The sequence below is a fragment of the Pandoraea eparura genome, assembly GCF_902459725.1.
Classification (GTDB): domain Bacteria; phylum Pseudomonadota; class Gammaproteobacteria; order Burkholderiales; family Burkholderiaceae; genus Pandoraea; species Pandoraea eparura.
The window spans coordinates 497,369-523,464 of sequence record NZ_CABPSH010000001.1 but is presented as its reverse complement, the minus strand read 5'-3'; the positions used below and the strand labels follow the sequence as shown (position 1 = coordinate 523,464).

Below are 26,096 nucleotides of genomic sequence, written 5' to 3'. Positions count from 1 at the left end.
TATCATGGGATCAGCGACGGTGCAAACGCAGCGGGGGCTGCAAGCCGAGCGAATTTCCGCGTTGGTGGACGGGGAATTCGATTCGGACGAGCTGGCTGCCCTGCTGGATGAGGCTGACACCTCTGGCCGGCCTTTGTGGGACGACTACCACCTGATCGGGGACGCCCTGCGTTCCGATGAACTGACCTTGCCGCGCTCCGAGTCGGCTTTCATGGCGGCCTTCGCGGCACGCCTTGACGCTGAGCCGCACCTGCTCGCGCCGACCGCACTGGCCGACGCGCAGGCAAGCGCCGCACAAGCTGCCAGGTCCGCCGGCGCACGCGTCACCCGTATCAATCCGTTCCTGCGCGTGCGCCGCGTGCTGCCGACGGCAGCGGCGGCGGCGGCCGTGGCGGCGCTGTCATGGGTCGTGGTGCCGCGTCTGCAGGATCATCCGGCCGGCGGCGCGCAACCGCAGGTGCTGGCCCAGGCGGCAACATCGGCTACGCCGGCCACCGGGGGCAGCAATCTCACGCGCGTGACGCTCTCGCAGTCGCCGCAAGCCGCCGTCGCGGCCAATGGGGCCAATGGGGCCAACGGGGCCAGCGCCGGCGCGCCGAATGATCTGATCGTGCTGCGCGATGCGCGTCTCGACCAGTACCTGGCGGCGCACCAGCAATATGCGCCGACGCCGATCGGTCAGGGCGTTTCGCCCTACATGCGAGCCTCGGCGCAAGCGGACGAATAAATGCAGCGCCTGAGTATCGAATCCTTGCCGCGTGCGCCCATCGGGCGCACTGTCTTCCTGTTCGCTTTGCTGCTGGCGACCACGCTGCAATCGCAGGCGTGGGCGCAGGTGTCCGCGCCGTCCAACGATCCGCTGATCGAGCGGCGTGAAGTCGGCGCCTGGCTCACCAAGATTCACCGCGCGGCGCAGACACAAAACTACATCGGGACCTTTGTTTATCAGCGTGGTTCGACCATGCGCTCGTCGAAGATCAGTCACTTCGCCGACAAGGGCAACGAGTATGAGGCGCTCGAGACGCTGGACGGCCGTCAGCGCCGTATTCTGCGCCAGAACGACGATGTCTACACGCTCATCCCCGAGCAAAAGACCGTGTTCCTGGAAAAGCGCGAGAGCAAGGATTCGTTTCCTGCCTTGCTCGCCACGCCCAATCGCGATGTGCTCGACTATTACGCCCCCAAGGTGCTGCCGAACGAGCGCATGGCGGGCTTCGACTGCATGGTGATCGAACTCACGCCGAGGGACGAATACCGTTTCGGCTACCGGTTGTGGGCCGATCGCAATACGGGCCTGTTGCTGCGCGCACAGACCCTCGATGCCGAAGGCCATCTGCTCGAGCAGGCGGCGTTTTCGCAGATCTCGATCGGCGTGCCAAGCGAGAAGGCGCGCATTGTGCACGCCATCCAGGCAACGCACGGCTGGCACGTGATCAAGCCGCAAATCGTCCCCACACATGTGGCGGATGCCGGTTGGCGCATCGACGTCGACAAGAAAGTACCGGGGTTCAAGGCGGTGCGTGAAGTGCGCCGCACGATGCGCTCGAGCGCCGACGGCAAGCCGCTGGAAGTCCAGCAGGTGGTATATTCAGACGGCATGGCCGGACTTTCGGTATTTATCGAGCCGGCCACGCGCGAGCGCAAGGAAGGCCACGGCAGCGCCGGCGCGACGAACATCCTCATCAAGCGCTATGGTGATTACTGGCTGACCTTGCTTGGCGAAGTGCCGCAGGCAACGTTGGAGCAGTTCGCTTCCAGCGTCGAGTACAAACAGCCGGCGAAGTGACCGGCTGTCGGGTGGGCCGCAACCGGTGACGGTGCGGTCCAGGCAGCGAGGCGCCGACAGACGCGATGCCCTGTCGGGGGGCCAGACTGCCTTCAAGCATTCCGAGACTATCGCGCACCACGATCTTCCAATGAAGAAGACCTTCCTGCTTCGTGTCATCCTTGGCGGCGCCATTGCCGCGCAATTGGCGGGAGCGCCCGCTGCCTTTGCCGCACCGGCGTCGGCGGCGCCGGCGCCGCTCGTGAGCAATCTTCCCGATTTCACCCAATTGGTCGACCGTGTCGGCCCGGCCGTCGTCAACATTCGGACGACCGAGCGCGTCAGCCGCAGCCAGAGTGGCTTGCCGCCCGGCATGGACGGCGACATGGCCGAACTGTTCCGCCGCTTTTTCGGTGTGCCGCTCCCGCAGCAGCCGGGCCCGAAGGGCGGTACGCCGCGACGCAGCCAGCCGCAGCCCGACGAAGAGCAGAACAGCGGCGTCGGGTCGGGCTTCATTGTCTCGGCCGACGGCTATATTCTGACCAACGCGCACGTGGTCGATGGCGCGGACAGCATCTACGTCACGCTCACCGACAAGCGCGAGTTCAAGGCGAAGCTGATTGGCGCGGACAAGCGCACCGACGTCGCCGTGGTCAAGGTCGACGCCAAGGACCTGCCGACCGTGCCCGTGGGCGACTCGAACAAGCTGCGCGTCGGCGAATGGGTGGTGGCTATCGGCTCGCCGTTCGGTCTCGACAATACGGTGACGGCCGGCATCGTGTCGGCCAAGGGGCGCGATACCGGTGATTACCTGCCGTTCATCCAGACGGACGTGGCCGTGAATCCCGGCAATTCGGGCGGCCCGCTCATCAACATGCGCGGCGAGGTGGTGGGCATCAATTCGATGATCTACAGCCAGACCGGCGGCTTCATGGGCATTTCGTTTGCGATTCCGATCGACGAAGTCATGCGCGTGGCCGATCAGCTCAAGAAGAGCGGCAAGGTGGTGCGTGGGCGCATCGGCGTGGCCATCAGCGAAGTCAGCAAGGAAGTGGCCGATTCGCTGGGGTTGCCGCGGGCGCAAGGCGCGCTGGTGCGCAGCATTGAGCCCGGTAGCCCGGCCGAGAAGGCGGGCGTGCAGCCGGGTGACATCATCATGAAGTTCGAGGGCCGCGCCGTCGATCACGCGACCGACCTGCCGCGCATGGTTGGCGAGACCAAGCCGGGGTCGAGCGCGATGCTGCAGGTGCTGCGCAAGGGCAAGAACCAGGACTTGCGCGTCACGATTGCGGAAGCCGATACCGATACGCCGAAAGCGTCGAAGGCGCAGAGCGGCAGTGCCGACATGCCGCACCCGAATGCGCTGGGCCTGGTGGTTTCCGACCTGACCGAATCGCAGAAGAAGGACATGAAGTTGCGTGGTGGCGTGCAGGTGGAGCTGGCGGAAGGCCCTGCGGGCCGCGCCGGTTTGCAGCAGGGCGACATCATCCTGCGCGTGGGCGATGCCGACATCGTCAGCGCGAAGCAATTCGAGGACGTGGTCAAGGCGCTCGATCCGAAGCGCCTCGTGCCGATTCTCGTGCGCCGCGGCGACGCCACGCAATTCGTGCCGCTGCGCCCGCGCGCGCCCGGCAAGTAACCGGGCTGTCTCATGCCTGTGCCGGCGCTGACGCTCTATGGCCGCAAGTGGTGTCATCTTTGCGATGACATGCTTGCGGCGCTCGAAGCCATGCGTCCGGCGTGGGATTTCTCGATCACGGTCATCGACGTCGACAGCGACCCGGCGCTGGAGGCGCAATACGACGAGATCGTGCCGGTGCTGGCGCTGGGCGAGCGCGAGTTGTGCCGGTATCGGCTCGACGCGGCGGCGGTTGCTGCCGCCTTGCAGTCGGGTTGACGTTTCGCCCGCGCCTCTGTCTGCCACGAACGACGCCCGAGCCTTTCCGCTTCCCGCCATTTTCGATGGACTGCCGCGATGCATGCGATTCCGGACGGTATCGCCACGCTTTCGGCTAAAATATCGTGTTTGCCGATTCTCTCGAAAGTCGCTGCCGAGCCGAATCCGATGGCACCGACTCTTCTCTAGCCCGCCTCATGGACCATATTCGCAATTTTTCGATCATCGCCCACATCGACCACGGGAAATCGACCCTGGCCGATCGCATCATCCAGTTGAGTGGCGGTCTGTCCGATCGTGAAATGGAATCCCGGGTCCTCGACTCGATGGATCTCGAGCGAGAGCGTGGCATCACCATCAAGGCGCAGACCGCCGCGCTGGAATACAAGGCGCGTGACGGCAAGGTCTATAACCTGAATCTCATCGATACGCCGGGGCACGTCGACTTTTCGTACGAGGTGAGTCGCTCGTTGTCCGCATGCGAGGGCGCGCTGCTTGTCGTCGACGCCTCGCAGGGCGTGGAAGCGCAGACCGTGGCGAACTGCTACACGGCGATCGAGCTGGGCGTGGAAGTCGTGCCGGTGCTCAACAAGATCGACCTGCCGTCGGCGGAACCGGAGAACGCGATCCAGGAAATCGAGGACGTGATCGGTATCGAGGCGACCGACGCCGTGCGTTGCTCCGCCAAGACCGGTTTCGGCGTGGAAGACGTGCTCGAAGCCCTCATTGCCAAGGTGCCACCGCCCAAGGGCGACGCCACCGCCGCGCTGCAGGCGCTGATCATCGACTCGTGGTTCGACAACTACGTAGGCGTGGTCATGCTGGTGCGTATCGTCAACGGCACGCTCAAGCCGAAGGAAAAGATTCAGTTGATGGCCACGGGCGCGACCTATCCGGTCGAGCAAGTGGGGGTCTTCACGCCGAAGTCGCAGTCGCGTCCGTCGCTGTCGGCCGGCCAGGTGGGTTTCATCATCTCGGGCATCAAGGAATTGGGCGCCGCGAAGGTCGGCGACACTGTCACGCATGCGCTGACGACCACGACCAAGCCGGCTACCGAACCGCTGCCGGGCTTCAAGGAAGTCAAACCGCAGGTGTTCGCCGGCCTCTACCCGGTCGAGGCGAACCAGTACGACGCACTGCGCGAATCGCTCGAAAAGCTCAAGCTCAACGACGCCTCGCTGCAATACGAACCGGAAGTCTCGCAGGCGCTGGGCTTCGGTTTCCGTTGTGGCTTCCTGGGGCTGCTGCACATGGAAATCGTGCAGGAGCGCCTGGAGCGCGAGTTCGACATGGACCTCATCACCACGGCACCGACCGTGATCTATGAGGTGGTCGAGCGCGATGGCACGGTCACCACGGTGGAAAACCCGTCGAAGATGCCGGATCCGGGCCGCATTGAAGAAGTGCGCGAGCCGATCGTCACGGTCAACCTGTACATGCCGCAGGAGTATGTCGGGTCGGTGGTTACGCTGTGTCAGCAAAAGCGTGGCGTGCAGATCGACATGCAGTACCACGGCCGTCAGGTGCGCCTGATTTACGAAATTCCGATGGCCGAAATCGTGCTCGACTTCTTCGATCGTCTGAAGTCGGTGTCGCGCGGTTACGCGTCGATGGACTACGAGTTCAAGGAATACCGCACGTCGGACGTGGTTAAGGTCGACATGCTCATCAACGGCGACAAGGTCGATGCGCTGTCGATCATCGTGCACCGCTCGGAGAGCCGCCGCCGTGGCGCACAGGTTGCTTCGAAGATGCGCGAGATCATTCCGCGCCAAATGTACGACGTGGCGATTCAGGCGGCCATCGGCGCGAACATCATTGCCCGTGAGAACATCAAGGCTTTGCGCAAGAACGTGCTGGCGAAGTGCTATGGTGGCGACATCTCGCGCAAGAAGAAGCTGCTTGAGAAACAGAAGGAAGGCAAGAAGCGCATGAAGCAGGTGGGGAGTGTCGAGATTCCTCAGGAAGCGTTCCTTGCCATTTTGCAAGTCGAAGACAAATAACGTAGCGACAGGTCCCGCATGAATTTCGCCCTGATTCTTTTGATCCTGGTGCTGGTGACCGGGGTGGCCTGGGTGGCCGACAAGTTGGTGTTTCAACCGGCGCGCCGCCGGGCAGCGCAGCACGCCCTGGCGCAATTCGATCAACAGCAGCTTGCCATGCAGGGCGCCGGCGTCCAGGGCTCCGGCACGCAGGAAGGCGGCGCGCTCGCCAGCGCGCGCGCCAAAGTGCGCGACGACAAGCTGCGTCAACCGTGGTGGCTCGAGTATTCCGCGAGCTTCTTCCCGGTGATCCTCGCGGTGTTCGTGCTGCGCTCGTTCGTGGTCGAGCCGTTCAAGATCCCGTCGGGCTCGATGATTCCGACGCTACTCGTTGGCGACTTCATCCTCGTGAACAAGTTCGATTACGGCATCCGCCTGCCGGTGATCAATACGAAGATCGTTTCGCTGGGTGAGCCGAAGCGGGGTGACGTGATGGTGTTTCGTTACCCGAAGGATGAGTCGATGGACTACATCAAGCGCGTGATCGGCGTGCCGGGCGACGTGGTGGCGTATGAGAACAAGAAGCTCACGGTGAACGGTCAGCCGGTGCCGGAGACCGCCATGCCAGACTACTTCGACGAGGAGCACATCGCCTACTTCAAGCAGTTCGAAGAGACGGTGGGCGGGGTGAAGCACCGCATTCTGAACGACCCGAACGTGCCGCCGTACATCCTGGGCGCCGACGACTTCCCGAACAAGCAGAACTGCCAGTACAACAGCGAGGGTGTGATCTGCAAGGTACCGCCGGGCAACTACTTCATGATGGGCGACAACCGCGACAACAGCGCGGACAGCCGCTACTGGGGCTTCGTGCCCGAGAAGAACATCGTGGGTCGGGCATTCTTCATCTGGATGAACTTCTCGAGCCTAAAGCGTCTGGGCCGCTTCCAGTAAGCCTGCCGGCCAACCGGGGCGGTGATCTTCCTGGGCAGCCCCGTCTGATTGATGCGGAAATTGGCGATAAAACGCTGATTTCCGCATTATTATTTTGTGAATTGAATTAATTGGCGCGACTGACCGGAGGCGCTGAGGCGTTCGATGCCTCGTCGCCTCGGAAATGTCCGATCCCCCTGTCCCGCGAGTCCGAAAAGCCCGTGGGAAGGCGGTCAAGCCCGTCGTTTCTTGGCGACGACGCGCGCCGGGGCGGGAGCGTCGCGCTATACTTGCGCCATGCCTCAATCTCTGAACCCACTGGAAGAACGTCTCCAGTACCGCTTCCACGATGCGGAATTGCTTTGCCAAGCACTGACGCACCGTAGCCATAGTGCCGCCAATAACGAGCGGCTGGAGTTTCTCGGCGATTCCATCCTCAACTGTTCGGTCGCAGCGATTCTGTTCCGTCGCTACGGCAAGCTCGACGAAGGCGACCTCTCGCGTGTGCGCGCCAATCTCGTCAAGCAGCAGTCGCTGTACGAAATTGCGCAGACGCTCGGCATCTCCGATTTCCTGCGTCTGGGCGAAGGCGAACTCAAGAGCGGCGGTTTCCGCCGCCCGTCGATTCTGGCCGACACGCTGGAGGCACTGTTTGGTGCGATGTACCTCGATGGTGGGTTCGAAGCGGCGTATGCCGTGATCGAGCGCTTGTACACGCCGGTGCTTGAACATGTCGATCCGAAAACGCTGGGCAAGGACGCCAAGACATTGCTCCAGGAGTACCTGCAAGGCCACAAGATCGCGCTGCCTCAATACACGGTGATCGCGACGCACGGCGCCGCACACAACCAGCAGTTCGAGGTCGAGTGTACGGTTCCGAAGCTCGATATCAAGGCGGGCGGGTCGGGGGCGAGCCGACGGGCGGCAGAACAAGCGGCCGCCAAGAAGGCGCTTGAGGAAGTGCAGAAGATGCCGGCACTTGCCAAGCCGAAGGCCGCGAAGAAGCGCGCGGCGAAGGCGGCGGCATCCGAGGCAAAAATGGCCGAGCCTGCCGGGCAGGCGAGTGCCGCGCCGGCCATGACGGCGTCTGTCGGCAATGGTGTGGCTCGCCCGCCGGCTGCGCCCGCGGAAAAGACCGCCGAGAAGGTTGCCGAAAAGCCTGCCGAGAAGTCCGACGCCGCCAAACAACCCCCGGCCGCCGCCTGAGCCCCATTCAAGGGGAGGGCGCGATGCGCCGGCCCCCTTTCAAGAGAGTTTCCAAACATGAACGATAAGACGGATTTTCGCTGCGGGACCGTGGCGATCGTCGGGCGTCCGAACGTCGGCAAATCGACGTTGCTCAATGCCCTCGTCGGTCAGAAGATCAGCATCACGTCGCGCAAGGCGCAGACGACGCGGCATCGCATTACCGGCATTTGCACCACGGACGACGCGCAGTATATCTTCGTCGATACCCCGGGCTTTCAGACGCGTCACGCCACGGCGCTGAACCGGTCGCTCAATCGCGCGGTGACGTCCACGCTCTCCAGCGTCGATGTCGTGCTGTTCGTCATCGAAGCGGGCAACTTCGGCCCGGACGACGAGAAGGTGCTCAAGCTCCTGCCTGAGAACACGCCGGTGCTGCTCATCGTCAACAAGCTCGATCGCATCACCGACAGAGCGGAAATGCTGCCGTTCCTTAAGCAGGTCGGCGAGGTGCGCGACTTCCGCGAAATCGTGCCGCTGTCGGCGAAGCGTGCGGATGACATCAAGCGTTTGCTCGGCGTGTTGCGTCCTTACCTGCTCGAAGGCGAGCCGATCTACGGTGAAGACGATCTGACCGATCGCAGCGAGCGGTTCATGGCGGCCGAAATCCTGCGCGAAAAGGTGTTCCGCTGGACGGGCGACGAGCTGCCGTACACGAGCACCGTGATCATCGACAAGTTTGAGCAGGAAGGCAATCTGCGCCGGATCTTTGCGACGATTCTGGTGGATCGCGATAGCCACAAGGCGATGATCATCGGCAACAAGGGGGCGAAGCTCAAGCAGATTTCGACCGATGCCCGCCTCGATATGGCGAAGCTCTTCGACGGGCCCGTGTATCTGGAAGTCTGGATCAAGGTCAAGGGCGGCTGGGCCGACAACGAGGCCGGCCTGCGGGCATATGGCTACGAGTGAACCCGATACCCTGCGTGACGATATTGCGGCGTCAGGCGTCGCGTCGGCGGCCGCTGCTCCGCTGACGTCGCTTGCCTCGACCCCTTCGAAATCTTCGACCTCCTCGGTCTCTGCGTCGACTTCATCCGCTTCGCATACCCCGCACGCCGGGGCGGTCGGGGCCCGGCCGGCGCGCCAGGCACGCGGCACCCGCGCGCGGAGCGTGGACGACGAGGCGTCGGAAGCGTTCCAGCACGCCGACGTGTCCCCGGAGACCGTCAAGCGCGACGCCAAACGCGCGCGTCGTGCGCCGTCGCCTGCCCGGGCGGCCGAGCGCGAGCAGAGCCGGGTGACCGAACAGCCCGGCTTTGTGCTGCACAGCTATCCCTACCGCGAAACCAGCCTGATCATCGACGTTCTCACGCGCGACCACGGTCGCGTTGCACTCGTGGCGAAAGGTGCCAAGCGTCCGCATTCGGCGTTGCGCGGTGCGCTCCAGACCTTCCAGCCGCTCTCGCTGGCCTGGCTTGGCAAAGGGGAACTGCGCACGCTGACCAAGGCCGAATGGGTTGGCGGGCTGCGTCCGCTCGAAGGCGACGCGCTGCTCTCCGGCTTCTATCTGAACGAATTGCTGGTGAAGTTCTGCGCGCGCGACGACGCCCACGACAAACTGTTCCAGCACTATCTGACTACGCTGCATCATCTCGCGCATGGCGAGCCGGCGGGCATCATCCTGCGCGCGTTCGAGCGCGTGCTGCTGCGCGAGACCGGGTACGCCGTGGCGTTCGACCGGTGCACGCAGACGCGCGGCAAGGTCGCGCCCGAGCGCCACTACGTGTTTCATCCCGACCGGGGGGTGCGTCCGGCAGGAGGGGACGAGCCGTCCGACTGGCCGGTCGTCAGCGGGCAGACACTGCTCGACATGGAGCAAGACGATTATTCCCGGGCGCAGACCGTGCAGCAAAGCAAACTGCTCATGCGCTTTCTTCTCAACCATCACTTGGGCGGCGTTCCGCTCAACACGCGGCAGATCCTGCTCGATCTGCAAAAACTATGAGCCTCTTCTTTCACGGCAACCCCATCGACCTCGGGGTGAACATCGATCACGTCGCAACGGTGCGCAACGCGCGCGGCACGGCTTATCCCGACCCGATCAAGGCGGCGCTGCTGGCCGAAGCGGCGGGGGCCGATGTCATCACGCTGCATCTGCGTGAGGACCGTCGCCATATTCGCGACGACGATGTGACGAATCTGCGCGACAAGCTGCTCACGCGCATGAACCTCGAGTGTGCCGTGACCGACGAGATGCTGGCGATTGCGTGCCGCGTCAAGCCGCACGACGTCTGCCTGGTGCCGGAGCGTCGTCAGGAACTGACGACCGAAGGCGGGCTGGATGTCGTGGGTCTGTACGACCGCGTGGCCGCGGCGACGCACCAGCTAGGCGAGGCGGGCAGTCGCGTGTCGCTGTTCATCGATCCGGATGAAGCGCCGATTCGCGCGGCGGCTCGCATGGGCGCGCCGGTGGTCGAGCTGCACACGGGCCGCTACGCACAGGCGCACGACGAGGCAACGCGTGAGGCCGAGTTTGCGCGCATCGAACGCGCCGTTGTCCTTGGTCTGTCTCTGGGACTGCGCGTCAACGCCGGGCACGGCTTGCATTATGAAAACGTGCAGCCGATCGCCGCCATCGAAGGCATTTCCGAACTGAACATCGGACACGCGATCGTGGCCCACGCCCTCTTTGCGGGCTGGGAGAACGCCGTGCGCGAGATGAAGGCCATCATGGTCGCAAGCCGCATCGCGGCGCGCGGCTGAGTCGCGACCGTCCCATCCCATCATCAGGCGCCGCCCCATGAGCGATCCGACGTTGCCGTCGCCTTCGTCCCCTTTGTCCCCATCGCCAGCTTCGACTGCCGACGTGCCGCCGACCGGCGGGCAGGCCGTTGCACCCGCGTCAGGGGCCACGGTCATTTACGGCGTGGGCACGGACATCCTCCAGATCAGCCGCGTCGTCGGCGTCATGACGCGCACCGATGGGCGCTTCGCCGAGCGCGTGCTGGGGCCCGAGGAACTCAAGGTTTATCACGCGCGTCAGAGCCGATCCGCCGTGCGCGGACTCGCCTACCTGTGCACGCGCTTCGCCGCGAAGGAGGCCGTGTCGAAGGCCATTGGGCTCGGCATGCGCTGGCCGATGACGTGGCGCGCCGTGCAAACGCTCAACGCGCCGTCCGGCAAACCGGTCGTGGTGGCATCGGGCGAGTTGGTGCAGTGGCTGGCCGAGCGACAACTGTCGATCGAGATTTCGATCACGGACGAAAAAGAGTACGCGGTCGCCTTCGCGATCGCGTCACGTAATGTAGGCAACATTCGCAATATTGCATCGGAGAAAACGCAATGACGAAGCGCAGGCCGGGACCGGTGATGCTGGACGTCGTCGGGCTGACCCTCAGCGAGGACGACATCCGTCGCATCGACCATCCGCTGACCGGGGGTGTCATCCTGTTCGCCCGCAACTTTGACGATCGCGCGCAGTTGTGCGCGCTCACGAAGCAGATTCGCGACGTGCGCGACGACATCGTGATCGCCGTCGATCATGAAGGCGGGCGTGTGCAGCGCTTTCGTACCGACGGCTTCACGCATCTGCCCGCGATGGGCAAGCTGGGCAAGCTTTGGCACGACGACGTGTTCCAGGCCACGCGTGTGGCGACGGCCGTGGGCTATGTGCTGGCGGCAGAGTTGCGCGCGTGCGATATCGACCTGAGCTTCACCCCTGTGCTGGATCTCGACTACGGGACGTCCGCGGTGATCGGCGACCGCGCCTTCGACGCCGATCCGCGTGTGGTGGCCATGCTGGCCAAGAGCCTCAATCACGGTCTGCTCCTCGCCGGCATGGCGAACTGCGGCAAGCACTTCCCGGGGCATGGTTTCGTGGCGGCCGACTCGCACCACGAGATCCCGATCGATGAGCGTTCGCTCGACGAGATTCTCAGCGTCGATGCTCAACCGTATGACTGGCTCGGCATGTCGCTGGCGGCGGTCATGCCGGCGCACGTGATCTACCCGCAGGTCGATCCGAACCCGGCGGGGTTCTCGGCCAAGTGGCTCAAGGAGATCCTGCGCGGCAAGTATGCGTTCGACGGCGTGATTTTCAGCGACGACCTGTCGATGCAGGGCGCGAGCGCGGCGGGCGATGTCGTGACGGCGGCGCATGCCGCGATGGCGGCGGGCTGTGACATGGTGCTCATCTGCAACAGCCCGGAAAAGGCGGACCGATTGCTGCATGAAATGACGTCGGTGCCCGATGCCGCGTCGCAGCGTCGCATCAAGCATCTGCAGGGCCGCGGTAAGGTGCACGGCTGGGAGAAGATGCTCGCGCAGCCGGAGTATCAGGCGGCGAAGCGTTTGATCGCGCAGACGTTCGGCGCGTAGTTCCGCGTGGGATTCGGCGGGTGAGGACGCACCAGAACGCACCAGGACGCGTACGTAAGGACGCATAAGGACGCATAAGGACGGGCAAGGACAAGTCGGCCAGATGCCCGGCCTCCCGCGACGCGCCCGCCAAACAAAAAGCGCTCGACCCTGACGGGAAGAGCGCTTTTTTGTTGTCTGGCAATCGCATCGCGCCGCGTCGTCCGTGGACGGCGCGGGCGGTGTCGCAATCGCTTAGACGCGGCTGCGGTACTCGTCGGTACGCGTATCGATTTCGATCTTGTCGCCGGTGTTGACGAACAGCGGCACCTGGATTTCCAGAAGATCGTTGATCTTGGCGTTCTTCAGCACGCGGCCCGACGACGTATCGCCCTTGACGGCCGGTTCGGTGTATTCCACAACGCGCACGAGCGAGGTCGGCAGGTCGACCGAGATGGCCTTTTCATTGTAGAAAACGACTTCGCACTGCATGCCGTCTTCCAGGTACTTGATCGCGTCGCCCATGTTTTCGGCTTCGACTTCGTACTGGTTGTAGTCGGCGTCCATGAACACGTACATCGGGTCGGCGAAGTACGAGTAGGTGACTTCCTTCTTGTCGAGCACAACGACGTCGAACTTGTCGTCCGCCTTGTAGGCGAATTCGCCGCGGCCTTCGCCCATCAGCTTCTTGTACTTCATCTTGACGACGCTGGAGTTACGACCCGACTTGACGTATTCGGTCTTCAGCACGACATTGGGCTCACCGTCGATCATGACGACGTTACCGACGCGGAGTTCTTGAGCGGTTTTCATAAAAAACGAGATCCTGTGACGAAATAAGCGATTTGCCGCTTGTTGAGCGCTTCCATACGCCCATTCGCCGCTTGATTCCCGCGCCCGCCTGGAAACGGTCCGGTGCAGCAGGTTCAGCAGCAAAGCGTTGAAAAACCAGCTATTTTACCTGATTTTCGGTGAAGCTTGCCAACTGTCGCGCGAGGTCCGGCAGGCCCGCCTGCGCGCTCGCCCACGCTTGGGCGTGGCGAGTCAGTGCGGGCAGTGCGGCGGCCAGCGCCGGCCAGTCGGGCGGCGTGCTGGCGTAGCCGTTCCAGAGATGCCAGAAGGTGCGCAGCGCCTCGCGTGCGTCGCGCGCCAGCGGCCTGGCGTCCGGCGTGTCGGCGGGCCCGGGCCGATCTCGCAGGTACCGGTCGAGAAACGCGTCGAGCTTTACGTGGTGGGCGTTGTCGTCTTGCGGGTAGATATGCCAGACGAGCGGTTTCGCCGCCCATTGCGCGCGCACGAATGAATCTTCCCCACGCACGAAATTGAGATCGCACGCCCACAACAGCGCGTCGAACTCGACTTGCGGAACGAACGGCAGCCCGTACACCGTCAGCGCACCCTGCGTTGCGCATTCGCGCGGCGCGAGCGCCTCGCGGCCAAACCACGCCCCGACCAACGGGGCAACGCGACCTTGCGGCACCAGGCAGACGATGGGCGTCTGACTGGCGGCCCACTGGGCCAGCAACGCGGGCAGCGCGACATTTTCATAGGCGAAGAGCGATACGACCAACGCGCCCTTCGGGGCCGCCGGCAGTCCGAGCGTGCGCTGCCACCAGGCGTCGCGAAGCTCGGGGGACGCCAGGAAAGCGTCTCGCCGCGAGAATAGCTCCCGCTCTCGCGCAAGCCCGCCCGTGCGTTCCGTGAAGCCCGGGAAGAAGAACGTTTTGACGAGCCCCAGTTGCGGATGTAGCGATTTTTGCAGATGACATCCCTCGACCCAATCTTCGGCGCTCAGGTACTCGAGGTTGATCCAGACCGGTGGGTTGCCCGCCAGCTTGCGCGCATGCATCGCCTGAACGCAGGCGTCGGGAATCTGGCAGGCAAATGCTTCGATGACGATATCGCCCGGTGCATTGTCGTCGGTGATCGGGCCGAAGTCGGCATCCCAGCGGCGCACCTCCACACCATCGCAGCGTTGCCGAGCCAGCGAGGCATCGAGGTCGGGACGCAGGTGCCGAAAGCTCGCGAGATCGTCGACCCACAGCCGCACCGACCAGCCGTGTTCGCGCACGAGTTGCCGCGCGAGCCGCCAGCACACACCGATGTCACCGAAATTGTCCACGACGGTGCAGAACAGGTCGCAGCGTGGCACGAGGGGCAGGGCGCTGGCGGCGGGAGAGGCGGAAGTGGGCAGGGACATTGAGAAGCGGCGACGCGGATTGGTCTAAACTTCGGATTCTAGTCCCTGCGAGCCCGCCTGCGATGTGCGACGTTGCCTTCGCGCATGGTGTGCGAGCGGCCGCGACCGCACGGTTTCGCCGCCGGGACGCTCCGATGCCAGAGTTCATGACCGAAGACGCCCACGACGTCCCGCCGCCGCGCAAGCCCCGCAACGCCAGGTCCGCCACGACTGGCACGGCTGCCACAGCCACCACCGCAGCCACCGGAGCCACCGGAGCCACCGGAGCCACCGAGACCACCGGAGCCTCCGAGACCACCGCTACCGATAACGCGGCCACCGTCGCCGCTACCAAAGCCACCAAAACCACCAAAGCCACCAAAGCTACCGCCTCAGCCGCGGAGGTTGCTCCGCCCTCGACGCAGACGCCGCCCGAGCGTGCGGCGTTCGACGCTCGCAAGGCACTCGCCCAGTTGCCGAACCTGCCCGGCGTCTATCGCTACTACGACGCGACGGGCAGCGTGCTGTACGTCGGCAAGGCACGCAATCTGAAGAAGCGCGTGTCGAGCTACTTCAACAAGACGCAGCTTTCGCCGCGCATCGCGCTGATGGTCGCGCGCATCGCCAAGCTGGAGACGACCGTCACGCGCTCGGAAACCGAGGCGCTGCTGCTTGAGAACAATCTGATCAAGGCGCTGCATCCGCGCTACAACATCCTGTTTCGCGACGACAAGTCGTATCCGTTTCTCAAGCTCACGCAGCACAAATATCCGCGCATGGCGTATTACCGCGGCTCGGTGGATCGTCGTGGACAGTATTTCGGCCCATTCCCCAGCGCGTGGGCCGTGCGCGAGAGCATTCAGATCCTGCAGAAGGTGTTCCAGTTGCGCACCTGCGAGGACTCCGTCTTCACGAACCGCACGCGTCCGTGCCTGTTGCACCAGATCGAGCGGTGCAGCGCGCCGTGTGTCGGCGCCATTCAGGATGAAGACTACGCGCGCGATGTGAGCAACGCGGCGGCGTTTCTGTCGGGACGTCAGAAAGAAGTCCTGAGCGCGCTCGAAGCGAAGATGATGGCGTACGCCGAGGCGCTCCAGTTCGAGCAGGCCGCCGTGGTGCGCAATCAGATGCAGGCGCTCTCGGGCGTGCTCCAGCAGCAGTCCGTCGAGACCGCCGGGGACGTCGACGCCGATATTCTCGCTGTCGCGTACGCGGGCGGCCGCGCGTGTGTGAATCTCGCGATGGTGCGTGGCGGACGCCACCTTGGCGACAAGGCGTATTTCCCGGCGCACGTGGAGCGCGGTGTCGAAGGCGGGATTGCGGATGAATTCGAGCAGGACGCGGCGCTTGCGTCGGCAACGTCCGAGCCCAACGTGAACGATGCGGCTCCCGCAGCCGACGAGATTGCCAACGACATACCGTCGGACACCCCGTCGGCATCGCTCGAATCGCGTCTGCTCGAAGCCTTCGTCGCGCAGCACTACCTGGGACAGTCGGTGCCACCCGTGCTGGTCGTGAGCCATGCCTTGCCGAGCGATGAGTTGCTCGCGGCGTTGTCCGAGCAGGCGGGGCGGCGCATTGCAATGGTGCGTCAACCGCAGGGACAACGGCGCGCCTGGCTCGACATGGCGCTGCAGGGCGCGCAGCTTGCGCTCACGCGCCTGTTGACGGAGCAGGGCAGCCAACAGGCCCGCACGCGCGAGCTGGTGCAAACGATCGGGCTCGACATCGACGATCCGGCGCGCCTGCGGGTGGAATGCTTCGACATCAGCCACACCCAAGGCGAGGCGACGCAGGCGTCGTGCGTGGTGTTCCATCATCACAAGATGCAGACGAGCGAATACCGGCGCTACAACATCGCGGGCATTACGCCGGGCGACGACTATGCGGCGATGCGCCAGGTGCTTACGCGCCGCTATGGCCGCTTGATGGAAGCGGCTGCCGCGCACGTGAGCGATGCGGCCGATCCGTCGTCTGTGGCGGCCGATGTGGCGCGTGCCGAAGCCGAGACGCGCGTGCTGTCGGACGACGGGGCGGCGCTGCAAGCTGGCGAGTCTGCCGATGCCGGCGGTGCGTCGGCCGCAACCGAAGCGTCCGACGGCGAAGCGAATTTGCCGCAATTGGTGCTGATCGACGGCGGCAAGGGACAGGTCGAGGTGGCGCGTCAGGTGTTCGTCGAACTGGGGATCGACATTGGCCGGTTGGTCGGCGTGGCGAAGGGCGAGGGCCGTAAAGTGGGGCTCGAGACGCTGATCTTTGCCGATGGACGCGCGCCGCTGGAATTGGGACGTGAGAGTGCGGTGCTGATGCTGATCGCGCAGATCCGCGACGAGGCGCACCGATTTGCGATCACGGGCATGCGGGCCAAGCGTGCAAAGGCGCGTCAGACCTCACGGCTCGAGGAGATCGAAGGCATCGGGGCGAAGCGCCGTCAGCGGTTACTGATGCGGTTCGGTGGATTGCAAGGGGTGGCGTCGGCCAGCGTCGACGAACTGGCCAGCGTCGATGGCATCTCGACGACGCTGGCCGAGCAAATCTACCGTCAATTGCACTGACGCGCGAGGTGCTTCGCGTACCGCTATGGCATCGCAGGCGCATCATGGCCAGCGGCGACGGCATCTCGACGACATTCGCCGTGCAAATCTACCGTCAACGGCACTGACGCGCGGGGCGTTTCACGTATCGCCGTGGAACAGCAGGCGCATCACGGTCTCGTTGTCGACCGTCTCGCCCGACAAGGTCCGGGCGAGTAGCTCGCCGCCGACGACGGGCGGCGCGAAAATCATGTCGGGCTGAACCCGTTTGAGCTTGCTCAGATGCTTGCTGTCATTGACTGACGCGATGGTGCGCACCGTCGGCGCGATCTCCTTCGCGGCGAGCACGATAAAGGCGTTCTCAGAATCGTCGGCACGCAGGGCAAGCACGGCCTTGGCGTGTTCGATCCCGGCCTGGGTGAGCACGGTGTTGTCGCTGGCGTCGCCATGCACGACATCCGCTTCTTCCGGAAATGGGTTGTCCCCGCCGCTCGCGATGATGACCGTCACCAACCAGCCGCGCTTGGTGAGTTCATGGTGCACATTGATGGCGAGCGGCGAGGCGCCGGCCACGATGAAGTGGTTCTTGCGGATCACGTGTGTGAACCTCCCCGAGAGAATTTTCCTAAGGTTGCCGCCGACGAGCGGGCCGATGACGACGGTCAGTGACGTCGCGAACACACTGATCCCGAAAATGATGAGCGACGCGGTGAAGAGTCGCGCATCGGTGCTTTGCGGCACGATGTCGCCGTAGCCGACGGTCGCCATCGTGACGATGGAGAAGTAGAACGCCGTGGCCAGGTCGGTGACGGGCGGCACGAACTCGTGGCCGAGGTACATCGTGCCGAATGTGGCGTAGACGAGCAACGCGAACGCCGCCACCAGCGTGTAGAGCGTGGCGGCAGCGAAGCTCACGCGGTCGAATTCGCGCCAATACCAGAGCAGCAGCGCAATGCACGCGAGCGAGAGCGCGAACATCAGGTCAAAGCGGATGTTCAGGTGGAAATTGATGGCAGCGGCCAGCACGAGCATGACGAGCGTGAAGGCCCAGGCGGTGCGCGCGCGGATGACGAGTCCGCAAGCGAGCGCAACGAGTGTCAGGCCGGCGAGCGCGCGGGGCAGGTGCGAGAAGTCGATGCGCTCGATGGCGTTCAATCCGAAGAGCAGCCGGGGCAGGTGACTGGCTTCGATGCGCCCGAGCGCCGAGAGGTCACCGTGCACGAAGAGATCCATGAGCAATGAGCCTGGCACGCGCAGCAGCACGGACGCGACGAGCAGGAGACCATCCATCCCGACCAGTGCCGCGATGAGGATGTGGGGGGGCAACAGCGGTCGTCGCGGTGCGGGCAGGGGCCAGGGCAGTTTCACGAGATCGGCGCGAATGGCGGAGGGTTGCAAGCAAGATAGGGGCACACCGGCGCACATGTCAACCGCTGCGCGGGGCCTCGGCCTTGTCGCTGCGGGGCAGACACGGCACAATGCGGGTCTGGTACGGCTGCCGAGCGCGCCGTGTGTCGACCGCCGTTTGCCGAACTCATGCTGCCATGCCTTTTAACGTCCCCATCTTTCTGACCTGGCTCCGGATCGTGCTGATCCCGCTGGTGGTCGGCGTCTATTACCTGCCGACGACCTGGCTGTCGCCAGTCGAGATGAATTGGGTGGCGAGCGGCGTGTTCATATTGGCGGCGCTGACCGACTGGTTCGACGGGTTTCTGGCGCGGCGCTGGAATCAGACGTCAGCGTTTGGGGCGTTCCTCGATCCGGTGGCGGACAAGCTGATGGTGGCGGCGGCGCTGCTGATGCTGTTGCAGATGGGGCGGATCAATGCGTTGGTGGCGTTGATCATCATTGGCCGGGAGATTACGATTTCGGCGTTGCGTGAGTGGATGGCGCAGATTGGCGCGTCGCGCAGCGTGGCGGTGCATCAGTTGGGCAAGGTCAAGACAGCGGCGCAGATGGTGGCGATTCCGTTGTTGCTGTTCAACGGCACGGTGGCCTGGGGGGGATGGCGCATCGACTCGCGGTTCTGGGGAACGTGGCTGATCTACGTGGCGGCAATTCTCACCTTGTGGTCGATGCTGTATTATCTGCGCCGCGCGTGGCCGCAGATTCGCGAACGCGGCGCGGGCAAGATGTGAGCATAAGGGCCTGAAGGCGCGGGATTTGCGCGGTGGCGGAGAAAAATCTTCACATATTTTCAGTGCAGGTGCTTGACACTGAATCCTGGTTTGGACATAATCTCCTTCTCGCTGCTACGGCGCTAGCCCGGCAGCGAAGTTTTAAGAAGCGGTTGGATTGGTAGTACGCATGACAATGCGGGAGTAGCTCAGTTGGTAGAGCGCAACCTTGCCAAGGTTGAGGTCGCGAGTTCGAGACTCGTCTCCCGCTCCAAATCCAGAGGGAAGCCTGGCTTCCCTTTTTATTTGCCGAAAAGCCCACGGCGATCGATCCGACGGGCGCCCTCGATGGCAACAGCGAGCGGTTACAATGCGGCATATCCCAATGGCGGGATGGCAGAGTGGTCATGCAGCGGCCTGCAAAGCCGTGTACGCCGGTTCGATTCCGACTCCCGCCTCCAAAATTCAAAAGCCCTGACTTGTCAGGGCTTTTTCTTTTTCCGCGTCAACGTCGATTTCCGGTTTCCCGCGAGTGGCGCCAGCGCCATATTCAGGACTTCAGCGCATTGTGGGTTGTGTTCATGCACGGGCAGCGCCCGATCTGGCTGCCCGGAATGTGGCTCGATGCCGATGGCGGAACCTCCGAGCCTGTGGCCGCTCGGGCTGACATTTTGGCGAAGGGAAATTAAAGATTTTGCATTTCCGTTAGTTGTGCGCACGCAAAAATAGCGGTGCCGTACGGCCATTTCGGCAACTTTTGCCCATGGCATGTCACGGCGACATTCAACCGCAAACCACAGCTACACAGGAATATACATGCACCTTCAAAACTACCCCTCGTGCCGCCCGTTCCACGAAGCCGGGAACATGTCGCAACTGGCCGCGTACTATGAAGAAAGCCGCAACATCATGTGGATGATGCTTCGTGCCGACCCCCGTCCTTGCTTCAATCAGGGACTCCTCTCCGAAATCATGCATCTTGCGCGAACCGCGCGCGAATCCGGACTGCGCTTCGATTTTTGGGTCACCGGATCGCTGGTTCCCGAGCTGTTCAACGTTGGCGGCGACCTCAACTTCTTCGCCGATGCGATTCGCACGGGGCAGCGCGACACGATGATGGCTTACGCGCGCTCGTGCATCGATTGCATCTGGGAGATGTACAACGGTTACGGGACCGGTGCGATCTCGATCGCGATGGTCGAGGGCAGTGCGCTTGGCGGCGGACTCGAGGCCGCCCTCGCGCATCACTACATCCTTGCGCAGAACGGCGTGAAGCTCGGCTTTCCGGAGGTCGCGTTCAATCTGTTCCCCGGCATGGGCGGCTATTCGCTGGTCGCCCGCAAGGCCGGCATGGCCGTGGCCGAAGCCCTGATCAGCACCGGAGAATCGCATACGGCCGAGTGGTTCGCGGAGAAAGGGCTCGTCGATCAGCTATTCGAGCCCGGAGAGGCGTTCATCGCGACACGCACGTTTATCGACGTGATCCGGCCGAAGCTGAATGCGATGCGGGCGCTGATCCGCACGCGTCAACGCGTGCTGCCCTTGTCCCGCGCCGAGCTGATGGACATTACCGAGGACTGGGTCAACGCGACGTTCACGATCGAGGCGAAGGATCTCGCCTACATGGAGCGCCTGGTGACGCTTCAGAACCGCCGTGTTTCCAAGTTCCGCACGGTCTCTTGAGGCACGGCGAGCGTAAGGTGATTTAGCGAACCGGGAAAGCTCAGGCAATCAGCCTGAGCTTTCTTTTTTCGAGTACCCAGGCCTCGAGGTCCTGTGCGGGCATCGGTTTCGCATAGAGGTAGCCTTGCGCATATCCAATCCCGGCCTGCCGAATGAAGGCCGCCTGCGCGTTGGTCTCGACGCCTTCCGCCACCACCGAAAACCCCAGTGCTTTTGCCAGCGTGAAGACTGAGGACACCAGTGCCTGGGCACTCGTGTCGCTGTCGACACCGGTCACGAAACTGCGGTCGAGCTTGATCACATCGAAGGGCAGTCGTGCGAGCTGCGCCAGCGACGAATAACCGGTGCCGAAGTCGTCGAGATAAATCCGCGCGCCGAGCTCTCGGAACTGCTCCATCAGCCGCCGCACGCGGCCTTCGTCCTCGATGAAGCAACTCTCGGTCAGCTCGATGTCGAGCAGACCCTGTGCCAGTCCGGCGCGCTCGCAGATCTCGCCAAAATGGTTCGCGACGTTCCCGTCGCTCAACTGACGCGCGGACACATTGATCGATACGCGCATATTCAGGCCCTTCGCCTGCCACCGGATGATCTGATTCGCCGCCTCTTCCATCACCCAGCGTCCGAGCGCCCCGATCAGGCCGAATTCCTCGGCATGGCGAATGAACTCGACAGGCCCGACCAGTCCACGTTCCGGCGATTGCCAGCGGATCAGGGCCTCGACACTCTGTATGTCGCCCGTCGCGACGTCGACGAGCGGCTGGTAGTGCAAGACGAACTGCTTTTCCTCGAGCGCCTTGCGCAGATTCGTATCGAGCCACATCGCCTTCGCGACCTTCTGGTTCATCTCCTGTGTGAACACGCGATACGTATGCTTGCCGGCTTCCTTCGCCACGTACATCGCCGTATCGGCGTTGCGAATCAGCGTCTCCATGGTGTCGCCGTGTTGCGGATGCATCGTGATGCCGATCGAGCAACTCGTGTAGACCTCCATCAGGTCCATGCGAACCGACGTGTCGAACCGGTCGATGATCGTCTTCGCAGTGGCTTCGAGCAGATCGAGCGTGGCGTCCTCGAACAGCACCAGGAATTCGTCGCCGCCGAGACGCGCGAGTGTCGCGCATTCGGGTAAGCAACTTCTGACGATCTCGGACACCTGAGACAGCAGGCGGTCCCCGGTGATATGTCCATAGTGATCGTTCACGTGCTTGAAGTTGTCGAGGTCGAGAAACAGGATGCCGACCTGCCGCGGTGCCTCGTTCGCGCCGCTGGCCAGCGCGTCGCGGATCATCTCCGTGACGGCATGCCGATTCGGCAGCCCTGTCAGCACGTCGGTATTCGCGAGCACGGTCAGGCGCTGCTGCGCGTTGCGCTCCTCGGTGATGTCGACGCCCGAGCAGATCAGAAACCGCTCGTCGACGCCGCTGCCGCTCTGTACGAACTTGTTGCGAAACTGATACAGGCGCGGGCCGTTGACCGTATTGATGTAGCGCTCGACCGCGAAGGGCTTGTCGTTCTCGAAGAAACCCTTGATGTTTTGGCTCGACTTCTCGCCTTGCTCTGCGGTCATGAACAGCTCGAAGGCGCTCCGGCCGATGACGTCCTCCTCGCGTTTGCCAAGCACCTCTTCGGCTAGGCGATTGAAACGCTGGAGGATGCCGTGGCGGTTGAGCACCACGACGAGCGAATTGACTTCGGAGACGACTTGTTCGGCAAAGGCGAGGCCTTGCGCGAGGTCGCGCGCGACGGCACGGGTATCCGAATAGGCAGAGGCGGTGCCAGCCCAATGGGTGGCATCGAGTTTCTTGCCGACCATGTGCAGGCGCAGCCGGTCGCCGAACAATGCGATTTCGAGTTCGAAGGACGATGTGACGCCGGTCAAGGCGCGAATCGTGGCGGCCTGAGCGGAATCGAGCGCCACGGCGACGTTCGTCAAACCGCGAACGGCGGCAAGCTCGAGCGCGTTGCTGTCGATGCCCAGGCGCCAATAAGGACTGCGCGTGCCTAGATGGACTTCGAGTATTTCACCGTCGGTGTCGTCATGCATGGGCGAGACCCGCCAATAAATCGCATAAGTGAGACGGCGCTCGATGACAGATACCCATTGCCGCGCCGGACCATACGCTTCGCCGTTCGCGGCAAAGCTCGATGCGCATCTGTTCGCGCCGGATGGCGGCCCGGCTCGCGCCGACCGGGCAGTCGCGCAGGTGCATTGAACAATTACGTTTTTTCGATCTTATCAAACTATATCTGTGGGTTTCAATGTCGGAATACGAACCGCGACGGCGGCGCAGGGTCGGCGCACGCCATCGTTCGTGGACGGCATGGACGCGGCATGATCGAATATGGATTCCAATCCGACGTATACCGCATTTTTAACGCACATCGGCGCGGCTTGCCGGGGGAATCGGGCGCCCCTTTCGGGGCGGGGAGACGATGCTGGCGGTGGAGGGCGCTAATCGGGCATCCTAAGCGCTGGCCTGGCGCCGCGCGCTTGCTCCCGCCGATCGTTCGGGGGGGGGGGGAGGGCTGCGCGTGTCATCGCCGCCGGGGCTCAGCGCGAGATGACGGCGTTGGCCACGATCTCCACGCGCATCCCGGGCACAACCAGGGCTTTGACTGCAGCACTCGAACGATTGGGATAGGGTGCGTTGAAAAACTCCCGGTAGACGCTGTCAATCACTGGCATGTCCGCGATGTCGATCATCTGAATCAACACTTGCACGACATCGTCAAGGGAGCCTCCCGCGGCGACCATCGCACGCTCGAGATTCGCGAACGTCAGGCGTGCCTGGTCTTCGATCGGCCCCGTGTCGATCGAGCCATCACGACGCACCGGTCCGTGCGCCGTGAACACCATGCCGCCCGCCCGCACCGCCCATGAAAACGGCTGGCCCGGCGCCGGCAATCCTACGTCGATGACTTCTTTCATGAGCGCTCTCCGTTCATCATGTTCTCCAAAGCGTGATACCAGGGGCTATGCGGATCCCGCAGCATAAGGTGAGTGTCGAAGTGGTCACGGCCTTTCTCCACGTGGCGAGTGACGGATGCCGACTGGCAGGCGAGCAGCGCGGCCAGACGACGATTCGATCGGATGACCCGGGGCGAATCGTTTTCGCCGTAGGTCAGTACAAATGGCACGCGGTTACCGGCTGTCCAGCAGATGGGGCTGAATATGACGTCGTCGTCGGCTTGCCTGAGCACCATGTCGTACACGCGAGCCTCCAGACTCTCGGGCGCCGGTTCGGGATGGGATAGGTCCATGATGCCGCTGATGGGGGCGCAGCCACGAATGACGATGTCGTCGCATTCTGCTGTGCCCGCGTGCCGGAAGCGCAATGCCGTCAACGCCGCCAGATGCCCCCCAGCCGAATGCCCGCCGAAGTAGACGTTGCGCATATCGCCGGAAAATGACGGCGACGCCGCCAGCGAACGGAGCAGCAGGAGGCCGTCATCGAACGCGGCAGGCATGCGATGCGCCGGGGCGAGACGATAGTTGGGCAGAACCAGCGCGGCGCCAAGACGCGTGACATGCTCCGCCATGAACCAACTCCATTCCTTGAACCCGTTCGTCCACCCCCCACCATGCCAAAAGATCACGACGGGCACACGATTCGCGTTCTGCGGATAAAAAACGTCATACGTTTGTTGCCGATCCGGCCCGTACGGGACATTGCGCGCCGAGCAAAGTGGCTCGGGCACCTGCGTCGCCCACGACAGCACGATGCTGGCATAGCGCTGGGCGGCCACAGTCGGCAAAGGCATTTGCTCCGCCAACTGAAAAATCTCCTCTCTCACTTGAACTCCCAAGGTCACCGTGGACGCTCGACGCACGTCGAACGGCGCCACCGAGTGGGCGCCGTTTCATCATAAAACACATCATATTTTATATAAATATAAAAATTTATATTGACGAGGATTTTTTACGAGCGAAGAATGATTGTCATGCGCAAGCCGGTGGCCGCGGGCGGGCTGCAGCGATGCACCCGCCTGGCGGCGACGTAACCGCGCCGGAAGACCAATCAACTGCTTCAGGAGACATCGATGGATCAACCTTTGGGCACGCGCGTCATGCGCAAAGTGACGCTCAGGATCGTGCCGCTGCTTTTCGTGCTGTGGCTCGTGAATTTTCTGGACCGGGTCAATATCAGCTTTGCCGCGCTCGATATGACGAAAGCGTTTCATTTCACGCCCGAGGTCTATGGCTTTGGCGCAGGCATCTTCTTCATCGGATACATCCTGTTCGAGATTCCGAGCAATCTTGCGCTGCAACGGTTCGGCGCGCGCGTGTGGCTCACGCGGATCATCGTCACATGGGGCATCGTGTCGGGGCTGCAGGCGTTCATCTTCAACGAGACGAGCTTCGTGGCCGTTCGCTTTCTGTTGGGCGTCGCCGAGGCGGGATTTCTGCCGGGCGTTTTGTACTACCTGACGCGATGGTTTCCGACGGAACAGCGCGCACGGGCGATTGGACAGGTTATGTCTGCCAATATGATCGCCGTGGTCATCGGCGCGCCGCTGTCAACGCTGGTGATGTCGATGAACAACGTCGGCGGGCTGGCCGGATGGCAGTGGGTGTTCATCATCGAAGCGGTACCGGCGGTCATGCTTGGCGTGTTCACGTATTTCTTTCTCGCGGGCGAACCGGCGAATGCCAGGTGGCTGCACAACGATGAGCGTGAATGGTTGCTCGCTACCATGAAGCGCGACAGCGAGCAGGCTGCCTCCATGGGGACGGAGAAGTTCGGCGTCGCGCTGCGTCAGCCGATTGTGTGGCTGCTGGGCTTGCTGTACCTGCTGGTCGGGATTGGGTTCTTTGGCATTACGTTGTGGCTCCCGCAGATCATTAAGCAAATCTCGGGAATGTCGACACTCAGGGTCGGCATGTTGAGCGCGCTACCGTTCTTGCTGGGGGCGGTATCGATGGTCCTGAACGGCCGTCACTCGGACCGGACGCTCGAGCGCCGTTGGCATCTGTCGCTGCCGCTTGCGATTGGCAGTGTGGGACTTGCCGCGAGTGCCATGGGCCATTCCGCCATGATGGAACTCGCGTGGGTGTGTGTCGCGCTGGTGGGGATCGGCGCCTCGCTCAGCGTCTTCTGGTCAATCCCGTCGTCGTTTCTGACAGGCCGCGCAGCCGCGGGAGGGCTCGCGCTGGTCAACGTTATTAGCGGATTCTCCGGCTTCCTGGGGCCCTACGCCATCGGCTGGATTCGCGGACATTCCCCCGATTTTTCAAACGCCCTGTTCTTCATGGCCGCCAGCGTCGCCACGGCCGCGGTACTGGCCGCGACCCTTCCGTTTCCGGACGTCCGACGTCAGCGCATCAAGACCGAACCTCGTTCGGTCAGCTAGCGGATCAGACGACCGTCAGGCCGACGGTCGTCGGACGGTCGGTCAATTGGTCGGTCAATCGGACGGTCAATCGGTCAGGCAATCGGTCAGGCAATCGGTCAGGCAATCGG

22 protein-coding genes, 2 tRNA genes and 1 pseudogene are annotated in these 26,096 nt (G+C 63.2%); 19 read left to right on the top strand and 6 right to left on the bottom strand.

The features are described from left to right. Positions 1–4 precede the first annotated feature (4 nt). The 12 genes and pseudogenes from PEP31012_RS02325 to nagZ all read left to right on the top strand — a co-directional run bounded on the left by PEP31012_RS02325 (position 5) and on the right by nagZ (position 12,142). The gene (locus PEP31012_RS02325) at positions 5–727 is read left to right on the top strand and encodes a sigma-E factor negative regulatory protein (RefSeq protein ID WP_150587721.1); all 723 of its coding nucleotides are present in this window, start codon (positions 5–7) and stop codon (positions 725–727) included. After that, positions 728–1,786 carry a MucB/RseB C-terminal domain-containing protein gene (locus PEP31012_RS02320; RefSeq protein WP_150587720.1) on the top strand — a complete coding sequence of 353 codons (1,059 nt, stop codon included), beginning with the start codon at positions 728–730 and terminating at the stop codon, positions 1,784–1,786. A 130-nt stretch (positions 1,787–1,916) separates the two neighbouring features. Then, positions 1,917–3,404, top strand: coding sequence for a DegQ family serine endoprotease (locus tag PEP31012_RS02315; protein ID WP_150587719.1), 1,488 nt, complete (start codon positions 1,917–1,919; stop codon positions 3,402–3,404). A gap of 12 nt (positions 3,405–3,416) precedes the next feature. Continuing rightward, on the top strand, positions 3,417–3,662 hold the full coding sequence (locus tag PEP31012_RS02310; RefSeq protein WP_150587718.1) for a glutaredoxin family protein: 246 nt from the start codon (positions 3,417–3,419) through the stop codon (positions 3,660–3,662). Between the two features lie 197 nt (positions 3,663–3,859). Further along, positions 3,860–5,665, top strand: a complete 1,806-nt coding sequence (gene lepA, locus PEP31012_RS02305; RefSeq protein ID WP_150587717.1) for a translation elongation factor 4 — start codon at positions 3,860–3,862, stop codon at positions 5,663–5,665. Positions 5,666–5,683: 18 nt separating this feature from the next. Next, positions 5,684–6,598: a signal peptidase I gene (gene lepB, locus PEP31012_RS02300; protein ID WP_150587716.1), complete on the top strand. Its 915-nt coding sequence runs from the start codon at positions 5,684–5,686 to the stop codon at positions 6,596–6,598. 276 nt (positions 6,599–6,874) lie between these two features. Then, a pseudogene (gene rnc / locus PEP31012_RS02295) lies at positions 6,875–7,777 on the top strand (ribonuclease III); the annotation flags it as partial. Between the two features lie 63 nt (positions 7,778–7,840). After that, a complete protein-coding gene (era, locus tag PEP31012_RS02290; RefSeq protein WP_150587714.1) occupies positions 7,841–8,734 on the top strand; it encodes a GTPase Era in 894 nt (297 codons plus the stop codon). 241 nt (positions 8,735–8,975) lie between these two features. After that, positions 8,976–9,770, top strand: coding sequence for a DNA repair protein RecO (gene recO / locus PEP31012_RS02285; protein ID WP_174978101.1), 795 nt, complete (start codon positions 8,976–8,978; stop codon positions 9,768–9,770). Continuing rightward, complete coding sequence (gene pdxJ, locus PEP31012_RS02280; protein WP_150587712.1) at positions 9,767–10,528, top strand: pyridoxine 5'-phosphate synthase; 762 nt, start codon at positions 9,767–9,769, stop codon at positions 10,526–10,528. Before recO ends, pdxJ begins: the two co-directional genes overlap by 4 nt. A gap of 37 nt (positions 10,529–10,565) precedes the next feature. Next, on the top strand, positions 10,566–11,111 hold the full coding sequence (gene acpS / locus PEP31012_RS02275) for a holo-ACP synthase (protein WP_246171107.1): 546 nt from the start codon (positions 10,566–10,568) through the stop codon (positions 11,109–11,111). Next, entirely contained in the window at positions 11,108–12,142 is a 1,035-nt protein-coding gene (gene nagZ / locus PEP31012_RS02270; protein WP_150587711.1) for a beta-N-acetylhexosaminidase, read from the top strand. Before acpS ends, nagZ begins: the two co-directional genes overlap by 4 nt. A 234-nt stretch (positions 12,143–12,376) precedes the next feature. Here the strand turns inward: nagZ and efp are convergent, their stop codons facing one another. Next, positions 12,377–12,934, bottom strand: a complete 558-nt coding sequence (gene efp / locus PEP31012_RS02265) for an elongation factor P (RefSeq protein ID WP_150587710.1) — start codon at positions 12,932–12,934, stop codon at positions 12,377–12,379. Between the two features lie 139 nt (positions 12,935–13,073). After that, the gene (gene earP / locus PEP31012_RS02260) at positions 13,074–14,315 is read right to left on the bottom strand and encodes an elongation factor P maturation arginine rhamnosyltransferase EarP (protein ID WP_174978100.1); all 1,242 of its coding nucleotides are present in this window, start codon (positions 14,313–14,315) and stop codon (positions 13,074–13,076) included. A 152-nt stretch (positions 14,316–14,467) separates the two neighbouring features. Between earP and uvrC the strand changes: the two genes are divergently transcribed. Continuing rightward, complete coding sequence (uvrC, locus tag PEP31012_RS02250) at positions 14,468–16,855, top strand: excinuclease ABC subunit UvrC (RefSeq protein WP_246171106.1); 2,388 nt, start codon at positions 14,468–14,470, stop codon at positions 16,853–16,855. 120 nt (positions 16,856–16,975) lie between these two features. Here the strand turns inward: uvrC and kch are convergent, their stop codons facing one another. Then, positions 16,976–18,202 (bottom strand): voltage-gated potassium channel protein, encoded by a 1,227-nt coding sequence (kch, locus tag PEP31012_RS02245; protein ID WP_246171105.1) that lies wholly within the window; start codon positions 18,200–18,202, stop codon positions 16,976–16,978. Between the two features lie 176 nt (positions 18,203–18,378). On the opposite strand from kch, the gene pgsA reads away from it, so the two are divergent. The 4 genes from pgsA to PEP31012_RS02225 all read left to right on the top strand — a co-directional run bounded on the left by pgsA (position 18,379) and on the right by PEP31012_RS02225 (position 20,634). Further along, positions 18,379–18,972, top strand: coding sequence for a CDP-diacylglycerol--glycerol-3-phosphate 3-phosphatidyltransferase (gene pgsA, locus PEP31012_RS02240; RefSeq protein ID WP_150587706.1), 594 nt, complete (start codon positions 18,379–18,381; stop codon positions 18,970–18,972). Positions 18,973–19,149: 177 nt separating this feature from the next. Continuing rightward, positions 19,150–19,225: transfer RNA gene (locus PEP31012_RS02235), tRNA-Gly, on the top strand. A 113-nt stretch (positions 19,226–19,338) separates the two neighbouring features. After that, positions 19,339–19,412: transfer RNA gene (locus PEP31012_RS02230), tRNA-Cys, on the top strand. Positions 19,413–19,767: 355 nt separating this feature from the next. Next, entirely contained in the window at positions 19,768–20,634 is an 867-nt protein-coding gene (locus tag PEP31012_RS02225; protein WP_150587705.1) for a crotonase/enoyl-CoA hydratase family protein, read from the top strand. Positions 20,635–20,674: 40 nt separating this feature from the next. On the opposite strand, the gene pdeR is transcribed toward PEP31012_RS02225, so the two are convergent. Next, a complete protein-coding gene (gene pdeR, locus PEP31012_RS02220; RefSeq protein WP_150587704.1) occupies positions 20,675–22,678 on the bottom strand; it encodes a cyclic di-GMP phosphodiesterase in 2,004 nt (667 codons plus the stop codon). A 43-nt stretch (positions 22,679–22,721) separates the two neighbouring features. Between pdeR and PEP31012_RS24110 the strand changes: the two genes are divergently transcribed. Then, positions 22,722–22,847: a hypothetical protein gene (locus PEP31012_RS24110; RefSeq protein WP_281355401.1), complete on the top strand. Its 126-nt coding sequence runs from the start codon at positions 22,722–22,724 to the stop codon at positions 22,845–22,847. A 338-nt stretch (positions 22,848–23,185) separates the two neighbouring features. Here the strand turns inward: PEP31012_RS24110 and PEP31012_RS02215 are convergent, their stop codons facing one another. Continuing rightward, positions 23,186–23,563 carry a RidA family protein gene (locus tag PEP31012_RS02215; RefSeq protein WP_150587703.1) on the bottom strand — a complete coding sequence of 126 codons (378 nt, stop codon included), beginning with the start codon at positions 23,561–23,563 and terminating at the stop codon, positions 23,186–23,188. After that, on the bottom strand, positions 23,560–24,480 hold the full coding sequence (locus PEP31012_RS02210; RefSeq protein WP_150587702.1) for an alpha/beta hydrolase: 921 nt from the start codon (positions 24,478–24,480) through the stop codon (positions 23,560–23,562). The genes PEP31012_RS02215 and PEP31012_RS02210 overlap by 4 nt, the downstream gene beginning before the upstream one ends. Positions 24,481–24,675: 195 nt before the next feature. Between PEP31012_RS02210 and PEP31012_RS02205 the strand changes: the two genes are divergently transcribed. After that, positions 24,676–25,986 carry an MFS transporter gene (locus PEP31012_RS02205; RefSeq protein ID WP_217427099.1) on the top strand — a complete coding sequence of 437 codons (1,311 nt, stop codon included), beginning with the start codon at positions 24,676–24,678 and terminating at the stop codon, positions 25,984–25,986. Positions 25,987–26,096 lie beyond the last annotated feature (110 nt).